Below are 25,430 nucleotides of genomic sequence, written 5' to 3'. Positions count from 1 at the left end.
ATAGACGCTGACAGCAAATCAAAATCCCCTCGCTTCTTGAGGGGATTTAGTACTGCATTATTTTAATGAGGACATTTAGCGCCTTGCCCCGTAATTTATTGCGCCTGTGAATGATTTTCGTCATCATCATCAGACTGATCAAACAAAAGGTTATCATCGATACCAGCTTTACTGAAGTTTTCGCCGAAATACTTGGCCATGCTGGCATGGGCCTGTGCTTTGATCGAAGCATCGATGTGGGAAACAACACTGTATATGGCATAGATGATAGCGAGGCTGTCATCTGCAAAACCCACGACCGGAATGAAGTCAGGTATGACATCGGCTGGAAAAATCAAATAACCAAGGGCACCCGCAATCGTAAGCTTGTCTTTCTTCGGGGTGTTTGGGCTCTTGAATGTGTAATACAAAAGGAAGCTATAGTAAGCGATCTTGGAGCCGAGCAATAATGCATAGCGGCCCATCTTGGCAAAAAATTTACTCTCGGAAAAATACTTACGCCCGGTTTCCACTGCTTTGGCGGGATTGAAGTTATTCAGTTTTTTATTATAATTGTTTTCTTCACTCATCATCTAATTCTCCTTTTTGATATAAGCGCTTCTTTTATTTTACCTTCCCCGAATACATCGTTGTCAATCATTCTCTTCTACTATAAAAATTCGAAAAATTCACTTCTTACCCTTGTAAAATTCACCGCTTTAGTGTAAGTTAGTGAGAACCAATTAAATACTAACTCGATGATTTCTTATCTAGAGAGGCAGAGGGACTGGCCCGTCGAAGCCTCAGCAACCACTGGTGTGACCAGAAAGGTGCTAATTCCAGCAAGTTGTGTGATGCAGCTTGGAAGATAAGGAGAGGAACTTATTCATTCAAAAGTCTTCTTCTTATGGGAAGACTTTTTTTATATTTACCTATGATTTTTCAACGAGGAGGAATTGTACATGACCGATCATTCGTATTCTTTTCAGACACGCGTGCTTCACGGTAATCATAAGTTCGACCCGACCACAGGTGCGGTTAGCGTGCCAATCCAGCAGGCGTCAACTTTTCATCAGGAAGACTTTGATAATCCAGGAAAATATGACTACAGCCGATCAGGCAACCCGACAAGAGAAGCCTTGGAAGAGGAGATCGCCAGGCTTGAAGGCGGCGATAAAGGGCTTGCTTTCGCATCCGGTATGGCTGCCATTTCCACCTCGTTCATGATGTTGTCCAAAAACGATCACGTAGTCATTACGGAAGATGTCTACGGCGGGACATTTCGACTGGTCCACGAGGTCCTGCACCGGTTCGGAATCGAGCATACTTTCGTCGATATGACAGATTTGCATGCGGTCGCGACAGCCATTCAGCCGAATACCAAAGTCGTCTACATCGAAACACCAGCTAATCCGCTCTTAAATATAACCGACATCAGTGCTGTTGCTAAACTTGCTAAAGCCCATGGCTGCTACACATTCGTCGATAATACATTCATGACTCCAGCCCTGCAGCGGCCGTTGGAGCTTGGTGCCGATCTGGTTCTGCACAGCGCTACTAAATTCATTGCGGGACATAGTGATGTTGTAGCTGGCCTCGCCGTTACGAACCATCCGGAGATCGCTGAACAGCTCCCGTATTTACAGAATGCTTTCGGCTCGATTCTTGGGCCGCATGACTCCTGGCTCGTTTTACGAGGACTGAAGACACTGGACTGCCGGTTGAAACAATCGACCGAATCAGCCATCAAAATCACACAATATCTAGACGACCATCCATTGGTGGAAGAAGTATATCACCCAAGCCTTAGTACTCATCCTGGTTATTCGACCCATAACTATCAGGCAGACGGTCCCGGTGCTGTCCTTTCGTTTCGGCTGAAAGATGCAGCTGCCGTCCGTGAATTCTCTAAACACGTAGAAATTCCAGTGTTTGCTGTGAGCCTGGGAGCTGTCGAGTCGATTCTTTCTTACCCGGCGAAAATGTCCCATGCTTCCATGCCTGAACAGGAAAGGCTGAAAAGAGGTATTACCGACGGTCTGCTCCGTCTATCTGTGGGCCTGGAAAAAGCCGAAGACATCATCAAAGATTTTGACCAGGCATTACAGTCGATCACTAGCCTGGAAGTCGAACTAGGAGGATAACGAATGAAATTAGATCAAGCACTTCAGGAAAAGACATTAATCGGAGACGGCGCGATGGGGACCCTGCTCTATTCTTACGGGGTCGACCGTTGTTTTGAAGAACTGAACTTGTCCCATGCGAAAGAAGTACGAAATGTGCATAAAGCCTATGTCCGTGCCGGTGCTGATGTCATTCAGACCAATACGTACGGAGCCAATTATATTAAATTATCCCGCTACGGGCTGGAAGATCACGTAAAAGCAATCAATACTGCAGCCGTACGCCTGGCAAAAGAAGCCGCCGGTAAAGATGCCTATGTCGTAGGCACCATCGGAGGCATCCGGGATATTCAAAAAGAAATACCAACTATGGACGAATTGAAACGCAGTTTCCGTGAGCAGCTATATTGCCTGTTGATGGAAGATATAGACGGATTGATTTTTGAAACCTTCTATGACCTGGAAGAACTGACAACCGTTTTAGAGATTTCCCGGCAGGAAACTGATCTTCCATTAATTGCGGAAGTTTCCATGCATGAGCCCGGCGTTGTGCAAAATGGCACACCACTTGCAGATGCGCTTCACCTGTTGGAACAAAAAGGTGCTGATGTTGTCGGCGTCAACTGCCGGCTTGGCCCTTATCATATGATTCAAGCACTGGAAGACGTTCCATTACCGGAAAAAGCAGTGCTTTCTGCATATCCGAATGCCAGTCTGCCAGATTACGATGATGGAAGATTAATCTACCCGAATGACCCGAATTATTTTCAAAAAAGCGCGCTGGATTTATACCGGCAGGGAGCACGTCTGATCGGCGGTTGCTGCGGGACTACTCCCGAGCATATTGCTGCGGTCGCTAAAGAAGTAAAAGGCAGAAAGCCGATTACCGAGAAAGTAGTACCTATTAAACAGCCACCTGTGCCTAAGCAGGCAGATGAAAGTAAGCGTGAGGAACACCTTCATGAAATCGCAAAGAAAAAGCGTTCCATTATTGTTGAACTGGATCCTCCGAAAAAGTTGAATACAGAAAAGTATCTGCGCGGGGCAAAGGCTTTAAGAGATGCTGGAGTCGATTCGGTAACACTGGCAGACAACTCTCTCGCCTCTCCCCGAATCAGCAATACAGCGATGGCAACAATCATCAAGCAGGAATATGAGATCAATCCGCTTGTCCATATCGCCTGTCGCGATCGGAATTTGATTGGGCTGCAATCGCACTTGATGGGACTGCACACACTTGGTATCCGCGAGGTGCTTGCCGTGACCGGTGACCCTACGAAAATAGGCGACTTTCCCGGGGCCACCTCCGTGTATGATTTATCGTCATTCGACCTGATTCACTACATTAAGCAGCTCAATGAAGGTATCTCTTTCTCTGGTAAATCACTAGGAGAAAAGACTGATTTTTCTGTTGCTGCTGCATTCAATCCGAATGTGCGTAATTTGAACCGGGCAGTCGGCCGGTTAGAGAAAAAGATTTCTTATGGCGCTGATTACTTCATCAGTCAGCCGGTATACTGCGAAAAGCAGATCGTGGAAGTCTATGAAGCTACGAAACATCTCGATACACCGGTTTATATCGGTATCATGCCGCTGACCAGCTCGCGAAACGCGGAATTTTTGCATCATGAAGTTCCAGGCATCACGCTTTCACCGGAAATACGGGAGAGCATGGAACAACACAGCCATGACAAAGAACGTTCCCAGAAAGAAGGGATTGCCATCGCCAAATCATTGATTGATGCGGCGCTTGATTTGTTTAATGGCATCTATTTAATCACCCCTTTTCTACGTTATGAAATGACGGTAGAATTGACGGAATACATCAAACAACAAACCGCAAAGCAGGAAAGGAAGGTTTCCAATGGCATCAACATCATTTAAGGAACACCTGGCCAGTAGAATACTAGTATTGGATGGTGCGATGGGAACGATGCTTCAACAGGCAGACCTGGCACCGGAAGATTTTGGCGGAGAAGCCTACGACGGATGCAACGAATATTTGAACATTACCGCCCCCCATGTACTGGAACGGATTCACACCGAATATCTGGAAGCTGGTGCCGATATTATCGAGACTAATACTTTCGGAGCGACCAGTCTTGTCCTGGATGAATATGACCTTGGCCACTTAGCTGAGGAAATCAATATCAAAGCAGCACAAATTGCTAAAGAAGCAGCTGAATCTTTTAACAGTGCAGAAAAACCGCGATATGTAGCTGGAGCGATGGGCCCGACAACTAAGACCTTATCCGTTACAGGCGGAACAACATTCGATGCCTTGGCAGAAGCGTATGAAGAACAGGCTCGCGGCCTGATTACCGGCGGTGTCGACTTGCTGCTTTTAGAAACCTCCCAGGACATGCTGAATGTAAAAGCCGCTTACCTTGGGATTACAAGGGCTTTTGAAACCACTGGCACTGAACTGCCGCTCATCATTTCAGGGACAATTGAGCCGATGGGGACCACACTTGCCGGCCAAAGCATCGAAGCTTTTTATATTTCCCTGGAACATATGAATCCTGCTGTCGTTGGTTTGAACTGTGCCACCGGACCGGAATTCATGCGTGACCACCTCCGCTCCCTGTCTGATTTGGCGACCACGGCAACGAGCTGTTATCCGAATGCCGGCCTTCCCGATGAAGAAGGAAACTATCATGAAACACCACAGTCACTCGCAGCAAAAATTGCCGGCTTTGCTGAAAAGGGCTGGCTGAATCTTGTCGGGGGATGCTGTGGTACGACACCGGACCACATTAAAGCGATCGCGGAAGCTGTGGAAGGTCTGGAACCACGGACCGCACCGGATTCCCACCCCCATGCTGTTTCCGGAATCGAGCCATTCCTATATGATGACAAAAATGACCGGCCGATCCTTGTCGGTGAACGGACCAATGTCATCGGCTCCCGTAAGTTCAAGCGGCTGATTGCCGAGGAAAAGTTTGAGGAAGCATCGGAGATTGCCCGGGCCCAGGTAAAAAAAGGTGCTCAGGTCATTGATATCTGTCTTGCCGATCCTGACCGTGATGAAACGCAGGACATGGAAGCTTTCATGAAGCAAGTCGTCAATAAAGTGAAGGTTCCCCTGGTGATCGACTCGACGGATGTAGAAGTCATTGAGAAAGCACTCAAATATTCCCAGGGAAAAGCGATCATCAACTCGATCAACCTTGAAGATGGGGAGGAACGCTTCAAAGAAGTGCTGCCGGTAGTGAAGAAATTTGGAGCGGCTGTTGTTGTCGGAACCATTGATGAAGAAGGGATGGCCGTCACTGCAAAACGGAAGCTGGAGGTAGCTAAACGCTCTTACGATATTCTCGTTGGCGAATACGGGCTTGAGCCATCCGATATCATCTTTGATCCACTTGTCTTCCCGGTCGGCACCGGTGATGAACAGTATATCGGTTCTGCCGAAGCTACAATTGAAGGGATTCGCCTGATCAAAGAAGATTTGTCGGAATGCCAGACAGTACTAGGTGTCAGCAACGTATCATTCGGCCTGCCACCAGTAGGACGTGAAGTCCTGAACGCCGTCTACCTCTATCACTGTACCAAGGCAGGACTGGATTACGCGATTGTAAATACGGAGAAGTTAGAGAGATATGCTTCGATCCCGGAAGAAGAAATCGAGCAAGCCAATCAGTTGCTCTTTGATACAAATGATAAAACACTGGCAGAGTTCACTGCCTTTTACCGTGGGAAGAAAAAAGAGACGAAAGTGCCAACCGAGACAATGACACTTGCCGAGCGGCTTGCGCATTATGTCGTGGAGGGTACGAAAGAAGGACTAATACCTGACTTAGAACAGGCACTTGAAGAATACAATACTCCACTTGAGGTGATCAATGGACCGCTTATGGAGGGTATGGCTGAGGTTGGCCGCCTGTTCAACGACAACCAGCTGATCGTTGCAGAAGTTCTGCAAAGTGCCGAAGTAATGAAGGCATCCGTCGCCTTCCTGGAACCCCACATGGAAGTAGCGGATACCTCTAATAAAAAAGGGAAAGTCCTGCTCGCCACCGTCAAAGGTGACGTGCATGATATCGGTAAGAATCTTGTCGAGATTATTCTAAGTAACAATGGCTTTGAAGTGGTCGACCTTGGCATTAAAGTCACCCCTTCAGAACTGATCAATCAAATCAAAGAGGAAAACCCTGACTTTGTCGGGTTATCCGGCCTGCTCGTCAAGTCCGCCCAACAGATGGTACTGACAGCACAGGATCTGACCCAGCAAAAGATTTCCATTCCGATTCTTGTGGGCGGAGCCGCTTTATCCCGTAAATTCACATTGACGAAAATCCTTCCGCAATATGAAGGACCGGTTTTCTACGCGAAAGATGCGATGGATGGATTGGCATTATCGAATCGCCTCAGTAATGAGGAAGAGCGGGAAGCACTGGTAGGCGAGCTCCATGAAAAACAGCAGGCGGCTTTAGCTAAAAACGCGGACCGGGAACAATCTCAGGGAGCTACTGCTGTGGCTGTCAAACCGAAGTCTTCGGTATCAACTGAGGTACCTGTCTACCATCCACAGGATTACAAACAGCATGTTCTCCGGAATTATTCGGTTGACCATATAGAACCCTATATCAATATGCAGATGCTGATCGGTCACCACCTTGGACTGAAAGGCAAGTATTCCAGATTGATAGCTGAGAATAATGAAAAAGCCGTCCATTTGAAGGGTGTCGTTGACGATTTGTTGACGAAAGCTAAAAAAGAGAGTTGGATTGAGCCATCTGCTCTCTATCAATTTTTCCCTGCTCAATCGGATGGGGACGATGTCATCATCTATGATCCAGCTGATGAAAAGACGGAAATCGAGCGGTTCACCTTCCCGCGCCAGCCACGGGAGCCATTCCTTTGTCTGGCAGACTACCTCCGTCCGGTATCCAGTGAAGAGATGGATTATGTCGGGTTCTTCGCCGTCACCGCTGGAAAAGGAATTCGAGACCGTGCAGAAATGTTAAAGGAACAAGGTGAATACCTGGAAAGCCATGCCTTGCAGGCACTGGCACTCGAAACCGCAGAAGGCCTGGCCGAACATGTTCACCAGCTGATGCGTGATAAATGGGGATTCCCGGATCCAACTGATTTTACAATGCAGCAGCGGTTCTCGGCTAAATATCAAGGCCAACGCTATTCCTTCGGATACCCGGCCTGTCCGGATTTAGAGGATCAGGAAAAATTATTCCAGCTGATTAAGCCGGAACAAATCGGCGTCGAGCTGACCGATGGATTCATGATGGAGCCGGAAGCCTCTGTCACCGCCATCGTATTCGCTCATCCTGATGCCAGATATTTCAACGTCTATTAAATACGAAAGGCAGCGATTTTCTCGCTGCCTTTTCTGTATTTATTGTTGTCTCTTATCCCGCTGTATTTTCTCTTATATCATTTTATCTGTCTCTTTTATTTTCAAAAGTTGGAACTAGTATAGAAAGTGGACACAGGTAGTGAGCCATGTTTTAATCGACCTAAAGCTTAAATTAAGGACGTGTTCACTTGACTAAAAAAATGAAGAGTTACAGTTCGGAATTTAAAGAGTATGTAGCTAAAATGATTGTCCTAGACGGACATAAAATGACTGATATTTGCAACAAGCTCAATTTACCTTACGGTACCGTTAAGCGGTGGGTAGGGAGCTATCGTGACAAGCAGAAGAACGCAGAAAAAGAGGAACAAAACCAGCTATTAACGGCCTCTGAGTACAAAGAGATGTATGAAAAAGAACGGCAAGAGAAGCTTGAAGCTCAGGAGGAAGCCGAAATATTAAAAAAGGCAATGCACATCTTCACGCAAGAAAAAGAGTAAAGTTCGAGTTCATTTATGAACATCGTACAGAACACACCGTATCGAAGATGTGCGAAGTTCTTGGTGTGTCTACATCAGGCTATTATGCTTACCTCCACAGGTTAGAGCAGCCAGAAACAGAGCGGGAAGCATTCAACCGGCATTTAGATGAGCGAATTCTATTTCACTATCACGATAATCATGGGTGTTACGGCAGCCCTCGTATTTATAAAAAAATCCGGGATGAGGATGAACTATCGGTTTCCGAGAAGAAAGTGACAAACCGTATGAGGGAGTTAGAACTGTATGCAGTGCCACCAAAGAAGTTTGTAGCGACTACCGATTCGAAACATGCCAATCAAACTTTTCCTAACCATTTGAAACGAGAGTTTCAACCAGAAGCTCCGAACAAGGTCTGGGCTACGGATATTACCTATATTCATACTGGTGAAGGATTCTTGTATCTAAATCCTGTCATGGACCTGTATTCTCGCCGTATTATCAGTTTTCGTATTGACGACCATATGAAACAATCGCTATCTCTACATGCCTTAGAAGAAGCTATCTCCCTTCGGGAGCCAGAAGCAGGATGGATCCATCATTCAGATCAAGGATCCCAATACTGTTCCAGGGCTTATGTAGAAACCCTTGAAGAAGCCCAAGCTACAATAAGCATGAGTCGGAAAGGCACACCCTATGATAACGCCTGTGTCGAAAGTTTCTTTGCCTCATTAAAAAAGGAGTACTTGTATAAATACGTATTCCCTACAAAAGCTGAAGCTATTTTAGCTGTTCAATTTTATATTAAATTTTATAACCAGAAGCGTATGCATTCCTTCTTGGATGATAAGAGCCCTATTGAAAAAGAAAAGGCCTATTATTCGGGCCAAAGTCAGAAGCTCGCTTCAGAACAAACTCCCTCTGCATAAAGGGTAGGATCGGTTTTGGTATCCTTCCCTTTATGCGGAGGCATCCAAGTGTTTCGGAAGAAAACACGCGGAAGAAAAAGTGGCCCGCTGAGTGATCTATTTTTGTCCACTTTATTGACAGAATTCCAAAGTGTCTCTCTTATTCTCGAAATTGTCACTCTTTCGTTCCATATTGTCTCTCATATGCACCAGCCCTTCTCACAAACTGTAAGTTTGTCTCATAAATGACCCTTTTCTACCCAAAAAAAGACCACCCTTAGCTCACAATCAGAGCAAGGGTGACCTTTGATTAATGCATATGACGGAGAAGCATACTTTCCGACGGACCGAGTGTTATCGTGAGCTCGCCGTCTTTTGCTTTAAATACACGCTTTTTATTCTCCATATGCTGCCACTTCCCTTTTCTCACCATCAATGTAACTTCCCGGTTTTCATGAATATGACGGTTGTACAGATAAATCATATGTTCATCACTGGCACTCCCGCCAAAATTGTCAACTCCGTTTTCAATCCATCGTTCAAAAGAATACACATCATGATGAAGCGAATGGGATTTCCAGCAGCCGGTCCGTAATGCCGGATGTTCGCGGCGCCATTTCCCAATCATTTTATACCATTCTACCAGGCTATCATCTTCTCTTCCCCACGGGTAAGGCTTCCGATTATCAGGATCGCTCCCCCCGGTCAAGCCTGCTTCGTCACCGTAGTAAAGCGATGGTACTCCCGGGAAAGTATAGAGCCACAAACTAAGGGCTTTCACCTGGGCATCAACGATTACAGCTTTGTCGTCAGCTAGCATATCTCCCGGCAAAAACTGATCGAGCATCGTCTTGATCCGTTCAACATCATGGCTGGATAACATATTCATCAAGGCATAAAAGTAGTGCTTCGGATAATGTTCGCTCAAAGTCAACAACCGGCGTTCCACGTCATGGGCATCAGCATCGCCACTCATGAACGCCAGCATAAGTCCCCTCAGCGGATAGTTCATGACCGAATCCAATACACCGCCAAGGAAATACTCTCTGCGTTTGCCATGGCCGATTTTCGTCGTGGCATCTTCCCACACTTCTCCCAGCAACACGCTTGATTCATCTTCTTTTTTCAGCTGCTGGTAGATTTGCTTAATCAAATCATCGGTCAATTCATCAGCGACATCGAGACGCCAGTGCTTCAAGCCGTGTTTTTGCCAGAACTTCAGGACACTTTCCTCATCATGAATCAAAAAGTTCTGGTAGCTTTCATCGTCTTTATTTACGGTGGGAAGTGTCCCTACCCCCCACCAGGACTCGTATTCATCAGGGTGGTTATGGAAGAGATACCAGGAATAGTATGGGGATTCTTTCGATTGATAGGCTCCGATCGAATCATACTGGCCGCGTTGGTTGAAATAGATGCTGTTGCTGCCGGTATGGTTGAAGACACCGTCGAGCATAATTTCAATCCCATGTTCACCAGCCTTCTGAACAAGTTCTGCCAAATCTTCATTGCTCCCAAGCAGCTGGTCTACCGTATGATAGTCGCCGGTATCATAGCGGTGGTTGCTTTCCGCTTCGAATAAAGGATTCAGATAAATCACCGTGACACCGAGTGAGGCGATATAGTCGAGCTTCTCGATTATTCCCTGGATGTTCCCCGCAAAAAAGTCCCAGCGGACAACAGCGCCATTTTCATCACGGATATAAATCGGGTCATTTTCCCAGTGGCTGTGCATCAGGCTTGTCTTCGGAGCCTTGGCAAGCTCACGTTCACCAGCCGCATAGAAGCGGTCAGGGAAAATCTGATAGATGGTTCCATGCTTCCACCATTCCGGAGTTTCATAGGCAGCATCATAGACGGTAATCTGCCAGGACGGGGGAACATGATCATACACAACCCCATCACCGCTTTCTTCAATATTGCGACGTCCATAAAAAAACGTGCCATCTTCCAGCTGGATTTCAAAGTAGTACCAAACCAGTTGTGGTTCCTCTGGCATGGTAATGGTAGTTTCATAGCCGGAAAATTGATGCTGCTCACTATAGATATCCATTTCCTGCGTTTGTTCTTTATCCGTATTATCCAAAATATAATGAAGGATGACGCTTGAAATGCGGTAGCGGTTATGGATATCAATGGTAAGGGTCACATTGGAGCCTTTTGGTGCAGCACCGAAAGGCTCGCGGTATTGTGATTTGAAGCTGTTATGATAAACGTCGTTTGATTTCATCGTACGTCCTCCTCCATTCATTGATCACTTAAGCGTATTTACTGGTGCAATCCTCCAGATATCAGAGGCATATTCCTGAATCGTCCGATCACTGGAGAATTTCCCGGCATGTGCAATATTGACCAGGCTCTTTCTGTTCCATGCCTGTTTCTGCTGATAATCAAAGCTAACCCGCTGCTGGGCCGCTACATAAGCTGCGAAATCTTTCAGTACAAAAAATTCATCATTATGGTGCACGAGCGAGTCATAGATTTCCTGAAATTCTGTATCCCCTTTTGAAAAAGGACTGTAATGAATTAGCTGATCGACAGTGAGTCGAACCTCTTCGTTCGTTTCATACACCTGCTTCGAGGAATATTCCCCGGTCCGGTAAAACTCCAAAACTTCCTCCGAGCTTAAGCCGAACGTGTAAATATTGTCATCCCCGACAAGTTCATGAATTTCCACATTGGCGCCATCCATCGTTCCAAGTGTCAACGCCCCGTTCATCATCAGCTTCATGTTTCCGGTACCGGAAGCTTCCTTACTGGCCGTTGAAATCTGTTCACTCACATTGGCTGCCGGGATGATCCGTTCCGCAAGAGAAACCGAATAGTTTTCCAGAAAAACAACTTTAAGCTTGTCGCTTACTACCGGGTCATTATTCACCACGTCAGCAATCGTATTGATCAGCTTGATGATTTTTTTGGCATAATGGTAGCCCTGTGCTGCTTTGGCACCGAAAAAGAAGGTTCTTGGGGCCATTTCCAGCGAAGGATCTGTTTTGATTTTGTTATACAGATGCATGATATGGAGCGCATTCAAGAGCTGACGTTTATAGCCATGGAGACGCTTGATATGGACATCAAAAATCGATTGCGGATCAAGGGAAATTCCTTTCGTGTCGTAAACCCAGGAAGCCAGCTTTTCTTTGTTCGCTTGCTTGATATTTTCCAAGCTATTCAATACACCTGCATCCTCCTGATAAGCCAGCAGGTCTGTCAGGCGCCCAGGTTCATTTATCCAACTTTCACCAATTGTTTCTGTAAGAAGTCCGGCAAGCGGCTTATTGGCATGCATCAGCCAGCGTCTGTGGGTAATACCGTTCGTCTTGTTGTTGAACCGCTCAGGAAATGTATTATAAAAAATTTTCATTTCCCGCTTTTTCAAAATCTCGGTGTGAAGCCTTGCCACCCCATTGATGCTATGGCTGCCGACAATCGACAGGTGAGCCATTTTCACCTGCCCATCGGCAATGATAGCCAGTTCAGCGATCCGGTCGAATTCTCCCGGATACTGTTCCCATAACGATTGGCAGAACCGCTCGTTGATTTCTTCTATAATCATAAAAATACGTGGCAGCAGTTGCCGTACCATATCCACAGGCCAGGACTCCAACGCTTCACTCAGGGTCGTATGATTGGTGTAGGAAACCGAGGCTTGAATGATGTCCCAGGCTTCTTTCCATCCCAGCTGCTTTTCATCCAGCAAAACCCGCATCAGTTCCGGAATCACCATTGCAGGATGGGTGTCATTAATATGGAGAGCGACTTTTTCAGGAAAGGCGGACCAGGGCAGTTCGAGCTGTTCAAAAGCACGCACGGCACTCTGAACCCCTGCCGATACTAAAAAGTATTCCTGTTTCAGTCGCAGCTGCTTCCCTTCTTCATGGGAATCATCGGGGTATAAAAATTCCGAAATTGCTTCAAGGGAGCGCTTGTGGCCGAGGAAATTCCCGAACTCATTCAGCCTTGATGCTTTTTTGATCGTATCATCCAGGTTCGCTTCTACAGACCAGAGGCGCAGCGTATTGACGGTATCACTGTTATAGCCGACAACCGGGACATCATAGGGAACCGCCTGGACCTGCTCATAATCATGGTGGTCGAAATGCAGGTTGCCATCTTCATCCTTGCTCGAAGACACATGACCGCCGAAACGGACTTCCACTGCTTCTTCCGGGCGACGGACTTCCCATACAAATTCACGTGATAGCCATAAGTCAGGAAATTCGACTTGATTGCCATCGATGAACTGCTGGTCGAACATACCGTATTTATACCGGATACCATAGCCATGACCAGCCAGCCCCAATGAGGCAAGGGAATCCAGGAAGCAGGCAGCAAGTCGACCCAGCCCCCCGTTACCGAGGCCTGCGTCACTCTCTTCTTCCTCTAGTTCCCCCAGTTCAAATCCTAAATCTTTCAAACCTTCTGCCACAACATCGACTATTTGCATATTCAGGAGATTATTCCCCATCAATCTGCCGATCAGAAACTCCATGGAAAAATAGTAGACTTGCTTTTCCTTCTCTCGTTCATAGCGCTGGTTCGTCTCCAGCCATTTTGTTCCGATTCTTTCTCGCAACAGCGAACCAAGAGCTCTATATGCATCCACCTCTGTAGCGGTTTCAACTGTTTTGCCTAGTTTAGCCTCGAGCTTCTGGGAAAATGCCTGTTTGAATTCCTCTTTGTCGCTGAACATTACGGTTTCCTCCAATTCATACAGCCCTATTCCATTGCCTGCGCGTACACCTCACGATACCGGCGTGCAGAATACTTCCACGGGAATTGACTTTTTGTGATATTTTTTATGAGCGGTTTCCAGAGCTCTTTATCCTGGTAAAATTCAAGTGCCCGACGGATAGTGAACAGCATGTCATGGGCATTATAATTCGCAAATGTGAAGCCGTTCCCTTCCCCTGTTTGTTCATTGTACGGCTGAACCGTATCAGCAAGACCACCTGTTTCCCTGACAATTGGAGCAGCCAGATAACGGAGGGCGATCAATTGTCCGATGCCGCATGGTTCAAACCGGGACGGCATCAGGAACATGTCGCTCGCCGCGTATACTTGGCGGGAGAAGGATTCACTGAATAAGATATTCGCGGACATCTTCGTTGGATACTTTGATTGTGCCCATTGAAACATTTGTTCATAATCATATTCTCCCGTGCCTAGCACGACCAGCTGAATATCCTCCGTATCCAGGAGTTCATCGATAACTCGGGCGATCAAATCGAATCCTTTTTGCTCAACAAGCCTGGAAACGATGCTGATCATCGGGACATCACTCCGCACCGGCAGCCCTAGTTCTTTTTGCAGCCATAGTTTATTATGGCACTTTTTCGTCAGTGAACTTCGGTAAGGGAAAGCAAGCGCCTCATCCTTCATCGGATCATAATCTTTGATATTGATGCCATTAACGATGCCGGTCATTCGGTCGGATTTGCTCCGTAATACTCCATCTAGGTTTTCCCCATAATAAGGAGTTTGAATCTCTTTTGCATAAGTTTCACTGACAGTGGTAATACGGTCAGCAAAATTCAATGCCCCCTTCATGAAGTTGATGTCCCCGAAAAACTCGAGTCCTTCCGGCGTCATCAGGCGCTCGTCCAGCTCCATCAAGTCATATAAAACCGACTCTGAAAATATCCCCTGGTATTTCAGGTTATGAATCGTAAAGACTGTTTTCATACTTTCAAAGATTGGATCATCCTTGTAATGGGTGTGGAGAAAGACTGGAATCAGACCGCTCTGCCAGTCATGACAATGGATGACATCAGGTGTCCAGTCCAGCGCTTTAATCATTTCCATTACGGCACGGTTGAAAAAGACGAACCGTTCCGCTTCATCTCCATATCCATACAAATTCGAACGCTTGAAATAATATTCATTATCAATGAAATAGACGGTTACGCCATTCTGTTCGATGTATTCCACCCCGGCATACTGATTGCGCCAGCCAAGGGTCACATTCAATTCCAATAGCGGCTTCATCTGCGACTTCCATTCATCACTTATTTCCTGATATTTCGGGAGGACAATACGAACATCCTCCCCCTGCTCCTTAAGTGCCTGCGGAAGTGAACCCAGCACATCTGCAAGTCCGCCTGTTTTGATGAATGGGGTGCATTCGGATCCTACCATCAATATTTCCATTCTGTTCACTCCTTTTACCTGTTCATTTCATCACATGTAGAAATTGTAAAAAGATTGCCGTGATAGGCAATCTCTTACATGGACACACGTTTTGCTACGACATAAGGCTTCTCAGGGACTCCAATCAATGTCCGGCTATTAGAAATACGACAGTCCTTATCCAGGATGACATTTTCTAATACTGCATTGCTGTCGATTTCACAACGCTGCATTATGATCGAGTTTTTGATTACTGCCCCTTTTGCCACTTTCACTCCACGGAATAAAATGCTGTCCTCCACTTGTCCGTCAATGACACAGCCATTGGCGACAAGAGTATTCGTAACATTTGAATCCTGAGAATACTTTGTCGGAGGCTCATTTTTCACCTTTGTAAATATAGGTGCTTCCTCTTTGAATAAATCATCATGGTTTGCCCCATTCAGCAGGCTCGCACTATGCCGATAATAGCTTTCTACCGAATTGATAAGAGCGTGCGCTCCCTCATATTCATAAGCATGCATATGGATTTGCGGCAGCCTGGCTTTGATACCATCAAGGAAAAAGTGAGAACAGCCGTGAGCGATACAGTCTTCAATCATCCCATATAAATAGTTCTTCTCCAGGATATACATATCCATATAGACATTGTTACTCCGTTGATCATTATGGATATCGGTAACCCGGCCACTTTCATCAATCGTCAGCTTATGGGCGCGCTTATGTTCCGGGTACAGCTCCTCCACCTTTTTATAGACAACCGTTACATCAGCACCGGACGCTTTATGTTCCTCCAGTACTTCACGGAAGTTTATGTTGCAGATATTCTGTGTCCCGGAGACGACGACATAGTCGGCAAGCGTACGAGTGATAAAGTCAATATTATTATGGAAATGCTGCAGGTCCCCTTTTGATATATCCGTCGGATCATTCCAGTCTGGAGGAAGAATGAATAATCCGCCACGTTTACGATCCAGATCCCAGGCTTTCCCTTGCTCCAAATGATCCATCAGCGAACGGTATTTCCGTCTGGCGAAAACAGCAATCGACTCGATTCGGGAATTACTCATATTGGATATGGTAAAGTCAATCATTCGGTAACGTCCGGCAAATGGGACAGCGGCACTGCACCGAAAATAAGTGAGTTCATCCAACACATCTTGTTCATGGTCTAGATTTATGATTCCTGCAATACGATCCATCGACTACCATCCTCCTATTTTATAATTTGCTCCAAATAACTTTTCGCTAACACACTGTCTTCATCGGCAACTAACGTAATATCGCTTTTAGGTGATGGGTCGCCGATGACGGCCCCATCCTCGATGACACTCCCAGCTGCAATGATGGCACGGTTGATGGTCACATTTTTTCCGATTTTAGCTTCCGGCATGATAACCGAATCCTGGATAATGGAACCTTCCTTGACATGGACCCCATAGAAGATAACAGAATGGTCAATAGTTCCGTGAATCCGGCAGCCTTCATTAATCAGGGCATTATGAACGGTCGCTTCATGCGAGATATACTGCGGAGGCTGGTTCGGACTTTTTGAGTAAATGCGCCAGGAGTAATCATTCAACTCAAGCTCCTGTTTCTCTTTCAGTAAATCCATGTTGGCTTCCCATAAGCTCGCAACCGTCCCGACATCTTTCCAGTAGCCATCAAATGTGTAGGCCATCATCTTTTTGTAGTCGCCGAGCATCGCGGGGATGATATCTTTTCCGAAGTCATTTGAAGAATTTTCATTATTGGCATCATCGATCAAATAGCGTTTCAAGATGTCCCACCTGAAAATATAGACACCCATAGAAGCCAAATTACTCTTCGGGTGTTCCGGTTTCTCATCGAATTCCGTGATTACACCCGAGTCATTGGTGTTCATAAGGCCGAACCGGCTCGCTTCCTCCCATGGTACTTCTATGACTGAAATCGTAGCATCCGCACCGCTCGCCTTATGGTAATCAAGCATATCGCTGTAATCCATTTTATAAATATGATCTCCCGATAAAACAAGGACATGGTCGGGGTCATACTGATTGAGGAATTTGATATTTCGATAAATAGCATTAGCCGTTCCTGTATACCAGCCTCCCCCTTCTTCGGATTGAACATATGGTGGCAGAACAGAAACTCCACCGTATTTACGATCAAGATCCCAGTCGCTTCCAATTCCTATATAGTTATTCAAAATCAATGGTTCATATTGGGTGAGGACTCCTACCGTATCAATTCCCGAATTGGTACAGTTACTCAATGGAAAATCAATGATTCTGTATTTCCCGCCAAAATAGACAGCAGGCTTTGCAATCTGCTTGGTGAGTGATTTAAGTCTCGTTCCCTGGCCTCCGGCTAAAAGCATAGCTACACACTCTTTTTTCATGATTTAGTCCCCCTTCGGTCCATTGGTTCGTTTCCAAAAAGTTACCGCTAGTGGCGGTATCGTCATTTTAATATGGTGATTCTGCCCCTGCCATGGCTCTGGGACAGATGCAGCCTTTAATCCGTTTCTCTGGCCGGATCCGCCAAAATGTTCCGCGTCGCTATTGAATATCTCCTCATAATGCCCGGGCTGTGGTACTCCGACTTTATAGTCGTGATAAACTACCGGAGTAAAATTACAGACAACCAGCAGCTGGTCTTTGGGTGTCCGGCTGCAACGTATAAAAGATATGACGCTCTGCTCAAAATTATGTGGATCTATCCATGAGAAGCCATCTTCATGATGATCCAGTTCCCATAAGGCAGGCATATCCTTATAAAATTGATGCAGCTGTTTTACATAGTCGAGTACCGATGCATGGGAATCATAATCCAACAGCTCCCAATCGAGGTCCTCCAAGTCCTTCCACTCGTCGAACTGACCAAATTCAGAGCCCATGAATAACAACTTTTTACCAGGATGGGCGAACATAAAAGCCAAAAACGCCCGTAAATTGGCAAATTTCTGCCAGTAGTCTCCCGGCATCTTATTCAACAATGATTTCTTGCCATGTACGACTTCATCATGAGAAATCGGGAGGACGAAATTCTCGGAAAAAGCATAGAACAACGAGAACGTAATGAGGTTATGATTGTATTTACGGTGCACCGGATCCATTTCCATATAACGGAGCATATCGTTCATCCAGCCCATATTCCATTTATAATTGAACCCGAGTCCACCAATGTAAGTCGGCGCGCTGACAAGCGGATAAGACGTGGATTCCTCTGCCATCATCAATACATTCGGTACTTCCTCAAAAATCGCTTCATTCATTTTTTTAATGAATGCGATGGCTTCAAGGTTTTCCCTGCCTCCATGCTCATTCGTTTCCCATTCATCGTCTTCCTTGCCAAAATCAAGATAAAGCATACTTGCTACCGCATCGACACGGAGGCCATCCAGGTGGAACTCCTTCAGCCAGTAAATTGCATTTGAAATGAGAAAGCTCTGTACTTCATTGCGGCCAAAGTCAAACGTCAGTGTCCCCCATTGTGGCTTCTCCGCTTTCAGCGGATTTTCGTATTCATAGAGTGCCTCTCCGTCGAACCGGCGAAGACCATGGGCATCTTTACAGAAATGACCCGGTACCCAGTCGAGAATGACACCAATGCCATGCTGGTGGCATTGATCGACAAAATAACGGAAGTCATCCGGTGTCCCATAGCGGGAGGTCACAGCATAATACCCCGTAGTCTGATAACCCCAGGAGCGGTCAAACGGATGCTCGGTGATCGGAAGCAGTTCGATATGGGTGTATCCCAGCTCTTTGACATAGGGGATAACTTCCTCTGCATAATCGCGGTAATTATAATAGACTTCAGGCTCAATGTTTTTCCACGATCCCAAATGCAGCTCATAGATGGAAATGGGAGATTCATAGAAATTCATCTCTTCGCGGCGCTTCATCCATAGATCGTCATTCCATTGATAATTGTCAAGCGGATAGATGACCGAAGCTGTATTCGGCCGCAATTCACTGGAGAATGCGTAAGGATCTGCTTTCAGCTGCAGATGTCCGTGGGGAGTGAGGATTTCATACTTATAAATTTCCCCTTGTTCAAGGTGAGGGATGAACGTATGCCAGATCCCGTTCTCGTTCAATTTCTTCATCGGGTGTTCCCTGCCATCCCATTCATTAAAGTCGCCGACAACACTGACCTGCTGTGCATTCGGCGCCCAGACCATGAACCGGGTGCCTGGAGTACCATTTTGTGTATCTTGGTGCGCCCCGAGAAGTTCGTAGCTGTATCGGAGGTTTCCTTGGTGGAATAAATAAACGTCATGCTCTAAAGCGGTAAAATCTAACAATCTACCACTCCCCTTCTAGTTGATTTAAAGCCCGTTCAAGTGAACTTGTATTACTAGCATAAAATGTTCTTATCGTGATTACAATTGTTTTTATGCTAATTTTCTGAAATGTTTTGTCGTATTTTGTCTTGATAACGGTTACATGTAAAAAATCGTATATATCAAGCTTTCAGAAGGTTTTACTACTGGAAAATTACCCCTTTTCATTAAGAGATAATCGCCCTACTTCTTTTTTATTGCTCGATAAATCTCAATATTTTTTCCCGGTGCTTTGCATAAACCTGTTCACCGATTTTAATTAGCTCTTCGGTGAACTTAACATCATCAAATGGGACTTCTTCTCCGAGCTCTTCGTTGATTCGGAGATAATTGTCCTGCAAAAGCAGCTGACAGTGGTAGGATACGGATTCCGAAGAGAGATTCAGTGCCAAATCCAACAGCTTTGGTGTAACTTTCATTGCCGGCAGATGGAATGGCATCCATTTTTTAATGCCCCAAAACTTATCGTGATCAATTGTGAAATCAATGCTTTGCTTTCCCGTACCTAGGGAGAGAATTTGAATATCCTGCAAACTCTCTTCAAAATAATGGACTGCTTCGGTTATACAGACTAGTGAAGGATTGTTCGCCCACAGTCCCCCGTCAATGGACAAGTAATCATTATCGACATTGTTGGGTGGAAAATAAATTGGAGCGGAGCATGAAGACAAAACAGCATCCCAAAGTGGGATCGATAGGTCATCATTCTCTGACTCGACAACATGAGACCGATGAATGTATGGTTTGCCATGAGTAACATCCACAGCAGGGATCAGCAAAGGACCACTCATCTCACCCAGTTTTTTATTTTCAAATGCTTCTTTCAAAAGCCGGCGCAGATAGCGGTCGCTATATACGCTTTTGAACAAGCCCACTTTTGCCTGCCTGATAAAAATTTTTTTGCCATATTTCTGGTACGATTTCAACAAGTCGCCCATATCCCTACGCATCATGACAGAGGCGGCTATAATCGAACCCGTGCTCGTCCCGGCAATTAAATCAAATTTCTCTGCAGCAGAACTCCCAATATCTTCTTCCAAAGCTCTCAATACCGCAATCGGCATAACACCCCGGATGCCACCACCATCAATACATAATATTTTCATTTGTTCACCAACGCTCATTAGGCTGATATTCCCGTTTCAACAATCTGCACTTCCACATTAACCTCTACTGGAACATTAGGATACTGCTGTTCCCACGCCTCTTTATCAAAATGGCCTTTTCGATTTTTTAATACTTTTCCAAGTCCTAAAGGATCCACTTCCTTCTCTTGGAATTGCTTAATCATTCTTTTTCCTTTTTCCTCATGATAGTGCTCGAATGCTTTTTCCAGTTGGTCTGTTAGTTTATAGGTGTCTTTGGCGGTCAAATCTGTTATTTCACTGACCATCCCTTTCATTTTGATATTTACTGAGAATTTAGGGTTGTTTCTATCTCCATAAAGTCTATATTTTACTTTAGAGCCGATATTGTCCATTACTACCGTCTTCCCACCGATCTCTATTCCTTGTGTGCCATCATTAAAATTCTCTATCAGCAGTTTGTAAGTGAAAACATCTGAATAAGGCACTTCATGAACCAGAGCATCCTCCTTAAACACCCCTATACCGTCCATTTTCATTTCGTTCTCTTCCAACTTCAATAATGGAAGAAAACCATCTATTCCATCCCCGTAATAAGCGTATAAGAATTTATGCAAGTTGGTCTTAGGAAAATTATTTCTTTCATTTTGTTCCACTATCCCGGTAAGGAAGCGGGCCGTCGTTTCATTTTCACTGTATTTAGTTTCGATCATCTCTTTTGCGCTACCTTTTACAATTCCAAGATAGACATCCCTTCCAATGTGTGGATCACGGGCTAGTACATCAATAATTTCAGATATTCCTTCAGTGACAAGCCTTTCATCGTATAATGCAAGACTTAACTTACCCAGTCTTATCGGTCTGGGTGACTTACTCTCGAGACCAGAAGAAATTTCTTTCATTGACTTAGCTGTGAAAGACAGGAATTGTTCAAAAGGAATTTCTTCTTTACTCCTACCGAAATGTCGTACAGATATGGTGCCTTGAACAAGGTCATTATCAACGTAATCATAGCCTACTATATTAACCAACGCGACATTTTCTACACTTTCATGGGGTAGACAGCCTGTCAGAAAAATGGAGAATGCAATTATTATTAAAAATATTTTTTTAGCTTTCATTAGCAATTCTCACCTTTTTCATTATCCAAGTTAGAACAAACAACACAGGGATATACATCAAAAAGTAAAACCCAATCTGGTTTGTGAAGGTATTAAGCCCGTCAATCAAATTGCGATCATCGATTCTGATGGTTGCTATGAAGACGATAACCATATACAAAATAAGGATGTACTTTTGTTTAATGTTGAACATACGTTTAGGAATTCTGCTGGCTGCCCAAAGCCCCAGGCATATATTCGGTAAGACTACGTAAGCCCATAAAGCTATCCCCATATATTCGAATCGTTGCATGAAAGGGAAATCTACAATTTTCCATAATGAAATGGTACCCCATGTTACAAACTGCAATTGCTCTTCGCTATAATAAATGAAAGCCACCAAAGCACTGGCTAAATAAATCATGGTTGTGTAAAAAGAAGCAAAATGTGCCCACTTTTTAGAAGAAGCAGCATTCTTTATAAATGGATAAAAAACCAATAACAATTCAAACCCTAAAAAACTGAGTGTACTCGTTTTTGCGGACACTAAAATCTCATTAATGGAATGGTCGACCAGAGGATAAACATTATCAACCTGTCCGTTCTGAATGGGAAAGAATTTGAACAATAATAACGGTAGTCCCAGAATTACACTTAGCAGGCACATTCCGACTACTATACGCAGGCCACCGGTTATAAAATAATAGGCAAGCAGCAAATAAGCTAACGCAAACATCCATACACTCATTTGAGGGAATACCCAAACTTGAATTATTTCTGTAAATGTTCTCAATACCGTAAGGCTTAATAGAAGAAAATAAAAGCTGAAACCAATATTCAGCAATCCACCCAGGATTTTTCCATACACAGACGTATGAATAGAAACCAAATCTCCGCCATTAGCCTCTAGTATCCAATAAATCATAAATAGCAAGAGATGAATGGCGACACCAGCAATTAGTATCGATATCCATGCATCATAACCTGCATCCATTGCTATATACTTTTCAAACCCCAGTATTCCTACCCCGACTTGCATAGAGTGTACAAGTAAAAATACCATGGTAGATGTAACTAATAAATGTTCAGGTACTGGAATTTTGTTGGTATTATTCATCGATATCCCTCTTCTCGCTAGCCCGTTTTTGATTGAACCGTTCAGAATCTATTGGCCGCGTTTGGATTGGCCTTTGCGATTGTTTATTAAACGGGAGACGAATGAAGGCATCCTTCAGATCCCGGAATCTAAGTGGGTAGATGGGTGCAAAGAATGGCCTTCCGATCGATCTCAATTTAAGCAAATGGGCAATAAAGAACGCCATTACCAGAGATACACCAACTAACCCCCATAATTGAGCCCCAATCATAAATGGAAAGCGGACAAGCCGTATCGTATTACCTATCTGATAGACGGGTGTTGTAAATGAAGCGAGTGCTGCAAGTGCAACGATAATCAATAATACGTTACTGGTTAGACCAGCTTCTACAGCTGCCGTTCCAATAACGATACCACCAACGATACCAATGGTCTGACCGACCTTCATCGGCAGCCTGGCCCCTGCTTCCCGCAATAATTCAATCGTCAGTTCCAATATAATTACTTCAAGAATTGGCGGAAATGGTATATCCGCACGCGAGGAAACTATTGTCGCCAATAAATCTTGTGGAATCATTTCATGATGATAAGTTAATATAGCTATATATAACGGTGTACTAAGAACAGAGAAGATGACAGCAAATAATCGAATAAGCCGAAAAGCCGATGCCAAGTGCCAGGGCAGAAAATAATCATCAGATGCAGAGAAGAACTCGACAATCGTAGTGGGGCATGTCAAACCATGCGGCGAGCCATCGACTAATATTGCGATCTTCCCTTCAACAAGTGAACCAGTAACCCGGTCTGGCCTTTCCGTGTCCAGGAGTTGCGGAAAAGGAGAATTAGAATTATCAGCAATCATTTGTGTAATATATGAGCTATCATTAATCTGATCATATTCAATATCTTCTAGACGCTGCTCAACTGTATTAACATTTTCTTCATTAGCAACCCCTTCCACATATAGAATAGCGACACGGGTTTTTGTCAGTTTACCAATATTAACTTCCTTAACTATTAATTGTGGTAATGTCAAACGTTTTCGAACAAGATTGATGTTTGTATCAAGGGATTCGACAAATGCTTCTTTTGGACCTACAACACTGAACTCCACTTCAGGGATGCTGACATCACGATTTTCAGCTACTACTGCTGGAATAGTCAGAACTTTCTTATCAGATTTCTTCATTTGTATGATAATGTGACCTTGCATGAATCGATGCCTGATAATATTAACATCGTCAGTAACTGCTAAGCCTTCAACTGGGATATTGTTTTTCATGGCTTCTAATGAATGCAAGGCATTTCGCTTTAATGTGGGTAAAATCAATCTGTTTATTGTTTTTGGTTCTATCATTGTCTCAAAATAAGACACAACGCAATTGGTTGGTTCTTCCAGTTCATAACTCATGAAGTCTTTCGACTGACTTAGTTTGTTCATCAAGTCCTTAAGCGTTTCATTATGATTTGGTTGTTGATCTCCGCTACCTTTTTTCCATTTCCACATCAGAATGCTCCTTATGATTAAAGAGAGTAAGTTCTATTTTTATCTCTCTTTAGTACTGTGCAATGCAGAATAATTTATACCAGCACGGGAAAGATAATCTACACCTGGAAATCGGAGGGAAAAACATGATACTCGCCTATGTAATTCCTTTATTGATGGTTACAGCTTTCTTTATTGCAGTGCTTTTATTAATGGATTGGCTTGCAAAATTAATACTATATTCTTTTATTATTATTCTTTTATTTCTTCCTTTCTTTCTCCTTTATAAAGCAGAAGCAGAAGACGAAAAGAGATAAAAAAACGATTCATCCTCTGTTGAAGATGAATCGTTTTTTAATGCATATTTAACTGGCCATCCGCTTTTTCTTTTTTTTACGAATCGATTGCTCTAATGCCCCTGTACCTAGTATAACTCCTGTCACAATGAACAAGAATCCGTACAGCTGCTCCACCATAATTCTTTCCCCTAAAAACAGGTAGGAACCCGTCAGTGAGAAGAATGGAGTAAGGTTGATGAAAATAGCTGTTTCTCCAGCGCCGATCTGGTGGATTGCTTTATTATAGACCATATGTCCAAGTCCGGTTGCCAATATCGCCGAGGCTAAAAACACAATCCAGGCAAGAGGAGTGCCTGTCGTCAATGTAGCAAGCCCATCAGGCTCCAGCTGAGCACTTACGACGAACAGGAAAAAAGCCCCCGCAATTTGCATCCAACCCGTCATCAGGCGGGCATCCATCGTTTCTGTCGCCCGTTTGATGGCAATGAAACTGACAGCCTGGGTTACGACGGCAAGAAAAATGTAAAGATCACCACGCGAAATACTCCCTACACTTCCTTCTCCGTTCATCACAATGAATGAAACGCCAATCAGACCAGACACAATGCCGATCATCCTCAGGACCGTCAGCCTATCGCCTAAAAATAATATTGCAGCTAACGCCGTCATCAGCGGAACCAAACCCAGGATAAGACCGGCATTAGAAGCATTGGTAGCTGTGAGACCTACCGATAAAAAGAAATGGTGGCCTAAAATCCCGGTCAATGCGCCAATCGTAATATAAATAAGCTGAGGTCTGGTAACTTTTCGGAATTCCTTTTTGATTCCTAAAATAAGCATGACAACAATACCTGCCAGCAGAATCCGAAAAGCAGTGATAGTCACAGGCGCAAAGTTCTCAACCAGAACTTTAATCGCGATGACATTGAATCCCCAGATCATCATGACGAAAAAAAGCAGCGTGTATGTAAGTGGTTTAGACATATGCTCTCATCTCTTTCTAATTCATAAATAAATTTCTTATAAATAAATAAGTTTAAACCTATACGCCACTCTATTCAATTAAAGTGCCTGTATATAGTATGCAAACAAAGTTAAC

At 44.5% G+C, this 25,430-nt stretch carries 18 protein-coding genes and 1 riboswitch; of the genes, 6 read left to right on the top strand and 12 right to left on the bottom strand.

The window, feature by feature from the left end:
* Positions 1-95 precede the first annotated feature (95 nt).
* Complete coding sequence (locus B9Y67_RS03055) at positions 96-569, bottom strand: YkvA family protein (RefSeq protein WP_254901686.1); 474 nt, start codon at positions 567-569, stop codon at positions 96-98.
* A 173-nt stretch (positions 570-742) separates the two neighbouring features.
* Positions 743-854: riboswitch (SAM riboswitch) on the top strand.
* Positions 855-941: 87 nt separating this feature from the next.
* Between B9Y67_RS03055 and metC the strand changes: the two genes are divergently transcribed.
* The 5 genes from metC to B9Y67_RS03030 all read left to right on the top strand — a co-directional run bounded on the left by metC (position 942) and on the right by B9Y67_RS03030 (position 8,824).
* Entirely contained in the window at positions 942-2,123 is a 1,182-nt protein-coding gene (gene metC, locus B9Y67_RS03050) for a cystathionine beta-lyase (protein WP_085505306.1), read from the top strand.
* Positions 2,124-2,126: 3 nt separating this feature from the next.
* Entirely contained in the window at positions 2,127-3,986 is a 1,860-nt protein-coding gene (locus B9Y67_RS03045) for a bifunctional homocysteine S-methyltransferase/methylenetetrahydrofolate reductase (protein WP_085505305.1), read from the top strand.
* Positions 3,967-7,419 (top strand): methionine synthase, encoded by a 3,453-nt coding sequence (gene metH, locus B9Y67_RS03040; RefSeq protein ID WP_085505304.1) that lies wholly within the window; start codon positions 3,967-3,969, stop codon positions 7,417-7,419. The genes B9Y67_RS03045 and metH overlap by 20 nt, the downstream gene beginning before the upstream one ends.
* A 188-nt stretch (positions 7,420-7,607) precedes the next feature.
* Positions 7,608-7,916 carry a transposase gene (locus B9Y67_RS03035; protein ID WP_085505303.1) on the top strand — a complete coding sequence of 103 codons (309 nt, stop codon included), beginning with the start codon at positions 7,608-7,610 and terminating at the stop codon, positions 7,914-7,916.
* A complete protein-coding gene (locus tag B9Y67_RS03030) occupies positions 7,874-8,824 on the top strand; it encodes an IS3 family transposase (protein ID WP_139823713.1) in 951 nt (316 codons plus the stop codon). Before B9Y67_RS03035 ends, B9Y67_RS03030 begins: the two co-directional genes overlap by 43 nt.
* 289 nt (positions 8,825-9,113) lie before the next feature.
* On the opposite strand, the gene B9Y67_RS03025 is transcribed toward B9Y67_RS03030, so the two are convergent.
* The 10 genes from B9Y67_RS03025 to B9Y67_RS02980 form a co-directional block, all read right to left on the bottom strand.
* Complete coding sequence (locus B9Y67_RS03025; protein WP_085505301.1) at positions 9,114-11,033, bottom strand: glycoside hydrolase family 13 protein; 1,920 nt, start codon at positions 11,031-11,033, stop codon at positions 9,114-9,116.
* Between the two features lie 24 nt (positions 11,034-11,057).
* Positions 11,058-13,496, bottom strand: coding sequence for a glycogen/starch/alpha-glucan phosphorylase (locus B9Y67_RS03020; protein WP_085505300.1), 2,439 nt, complete (start codon positions 13,494-13,496; stop codon positions 11,058-11,060).
* Between the two features lie 26 nt (positions 13,497-13,522).
* Positions 13,523-14,953 carry a glycogen synthase GlgA gene (gene glgA, locus B9Y67_RS03015; RefSeq protein ID WP_085505299.1) on the bottom strand — a complete coding sequence of 477 codons (1,431 nt, stop codon included), beginning with the start codon at positions 14,951-14,953 and terminating at the stop codon, positions 13,523-13,525.
* A gap of 74 nt (positions 14,954-15,027) precedes the next feature.
* The gene (glgD, locus tag B9Y67_RS03010) at positions 15,028-16,134 is read right to left on the bottom strand and encodes a glucose-1-phosphate adenylyltransferase subunit GlgD (protein ID WP_062440068.1); all 1,107 of its coding nucleotides are present in this window, start codon (positions 16,132-16,134) and stop codon (positions 15,028-15,030) included.
* A gap of 14 nt (positions 16,135-16,148) precedes the next feature.
* Positions 16,149-17,315 (bottom strand): glucose-1-phosphate adenylyltransferase, encoded by a 1,167-nt coding sequence (locus B9Y67_RS03005; RefSeq protein ID WP_139823712.1) that lies wholly within the window; start codon positions 17,313-17,315, stop codon positions 16,149-16,151.
* 3 nt (positions 17,316-17,318) lie between these two features.
* Positions 17,319-19,226: a 1,4-alpha-glucan branching protein GlgB gene (gene glgB, locus B9Y67_RS03000; RefSeq protein WP_085505297.1), complete on the bottom strand. Its 1,908-nt coding sequence runs from the start codon at positions 19,224-19,226 to the stop codon at positions 17,319-17,321.
* A 233-nt stretch (positions 19,227-19,459) separates the two neighbouring features.
* A complete protein-coding gene (locus B9Y67_RS02995; protein WP_085505631.1) occupies positions 19,460-20,371 on the bottom strand; it encodes a CBASS cGAMP-activated phospholipase in 912 nt (303 codons plus the stop codon).
* Between the two features lie 17 nt (positions 20,372-20,388).
* Positions 20,389-21,471, bottom strand: coding sequence for a Ger(x)C family spore germination protein (locus B9Y67_RS02990; RefSeq protein ID WP_085505296.1), 1,083 nt, complete (start codon positions 21,469-21,471; stop codon positions 20,389-20,391).
* A complete protein-coding gene (locus B9Y67_RS02985; RefSeq protein ID WP_085505295.1) occupies positions 21,461-22,567 on the bottom strand; it encodes a GerAB/ArcD/ProY family transporter in 1,107 nt (368 codons plus the stop codon). Before B9Y67_RS02985 ends, B9Y67_RS02990 begins: the two co-directional genes overlap by 11 nt.
* Positions 22,560-24,053, bottom strand: coding sequence for a spore germination protein (locus B9Y67_RS02980; RefSeq protein ID WP_085505294.1), 1,494 nt, complete (start codon positions 24,051-24,053; stop codon positions 22,560-22,562). Before B9Y67_RS02980 ends, B9Y67_RS02985 begins: the two co-directional genes overlap by 8 nt.
* 62 nt (positions 24,054-24,115) lie before the next feature.
* Between B9Y67_RS02980 and B9Y67_RS20395 the strand changes: the two genes are divergently transcribed.
* Entirely contained in the window at positions 24,116-24,349 is a 234-nt protein-coding gene (locus tag B9Y67_RS20395) for a hypothetical protein (protein WP_139823711.1), read from the top strand.
* A gap of 48 nt (positions 24,350-24,397) precedes the next feature.
* On the opposite strand, the gene B9Y67_RS02975 is transcribed toward B9Y67_RS20395, so the two are convergent.
* Positions 24,398-25,315 carry a DMT family transporter gene (locus tag B9Y67_RS02975; protein ID WP_085505293.1) on the bottom strand — a complete coding sequence of 306 codons (918 nt, stop codon included), beginning with the start codon at positions 25,313-25,315 and terminating at the stop codon, positions 24,398-24,400.
* Between the last annotated feature and the right edge of the window lie 115 nt (positions 25,316-25,430).

The organism is Thalassobacillus devorans, from assembly GCF_900176565.1.
In the GTDB taxonomy this organism is placed as follows: Bacteria; Bacillota; Bacilli; order Bacillales; family Halobacillaceae; genus Thalassobacillus; species Thalassobacillus devorans_A.
The sequence above is the reverse complement of the archived record's forward strand: the minus strand, read 5'-3'. Positions and strand labels throughout refer to the sequence as shown.

What these genes read in the sequence shown, in the direction of transcription:
- B9Y67_RS03045 (WP_085505305.1), top strand. Translation starts at nt 2,127, where the DNA reads ATGAAATTAGATCAAGCACTTCAGGAAAAGACATTAATCGGAGACGGC.
- B9Y67_RS02990 (WP_085505296.1), bottom strand. Translation starts at nt 21,471, where the DNA reads ATGAAAGCTAAAAAAATATTTTTAATAATAATTGCATTCTCCATTTTT.
- B9Y67_RS02995 (WP_085505631.1), bottom strand. Translation starts at nt 20,371, where the DNA reads ATGAAAATATTATGTATTGATGGTGGTGGCATCCGGGGTGTTATGCCG.
- B9Y67_RS03025 (WP_085505301.1), bottom strand. Translation starts at nt 11,033, where the DNA reads ATGAAATCAAACGACGTTTATCATAACAGCTTCAAATCACAATACCGC.
- glgA (WP_085505299.1), bottom strand. Translation starts at nt 14,953, where the DNA reads ATGGAAATATTGATGGTAGGATCCGAATGCACCCCATTCATCAAAACA.
- B9Y67_RS02985 (WP_085505295.1), bottom strand. Translation starts at nt 22,567, where the DNA reads ATGAATAATACCAACAAAATTCCAGTACCTGAACATTTATTAGTTACA.
- metC (WP_085505306.1), top strand. Translation starts at nt 942, where the DNA reads ATGACCGATCATTCGTATTCTTTTCAGACACGCGTGCTTCACGGTAAT.
- glgD (WP_062440068.1), bottom strand. Translation starts at nt 16,134, where the DNA reads ATGGATCGTATTGCAGGAATCATAAATCTAGACCATGAACAAGATGTG.
- B9Y67_RS03005 (WP_139823712.1), bottom strand. Translation starts at nt 17,315, where the DNA reads ATGAAAAAAGAGTGTGTAGCTATGCTTTTAGCCGGAGGCCAGGGAACG.
- metH (WP_085505304.1), top strand. Translation starts at nt 3,967, where the DNA reads ATGGCATCAACATCATTTAAGGAACACCTGGCCAGTAGAATACTAGTA.
- B9Y67_RS03020 (WP_085505300.1), bottom strand. Translation starts at nt 13,496, where the DNA reads ATGTTCAGCGACAAAGAGGAATTCAAACAGGCATTTTCCCAGAAGCTC.
- B9Y67_RS03055 (WP_254901686.1), bottom strand. Translation starts at nt 569, where the DNA reads ATGAGTGAAGAAAACAATTATAATAAAAAACTGAATAACTTCAATCCC.
- B9Y67_RS02975 (WP_085505293.1), bottom strand. Translation starts at nt 25,315, where the DNA reads ATGTCTAAACCACTTACATACACGCTGCTTTTTTTCGTCATGATGATC.
- B9Y67_RS02980 (WP_085505294.1), bottom strand. Translation starts at nt 24,053, where the DNA reads ATGTGGAAATGGAAAAAAGGTAGCGGAGATCAACAACCAAATCATAAT.
- B9Y67_RS20395 (WP_139823711.1), top strand. Translation starts at nt 24,116, where the DNA reads ATGCAGAATAATTTATACCAGCACGGGAAAGATAATCTACACCTGGAA.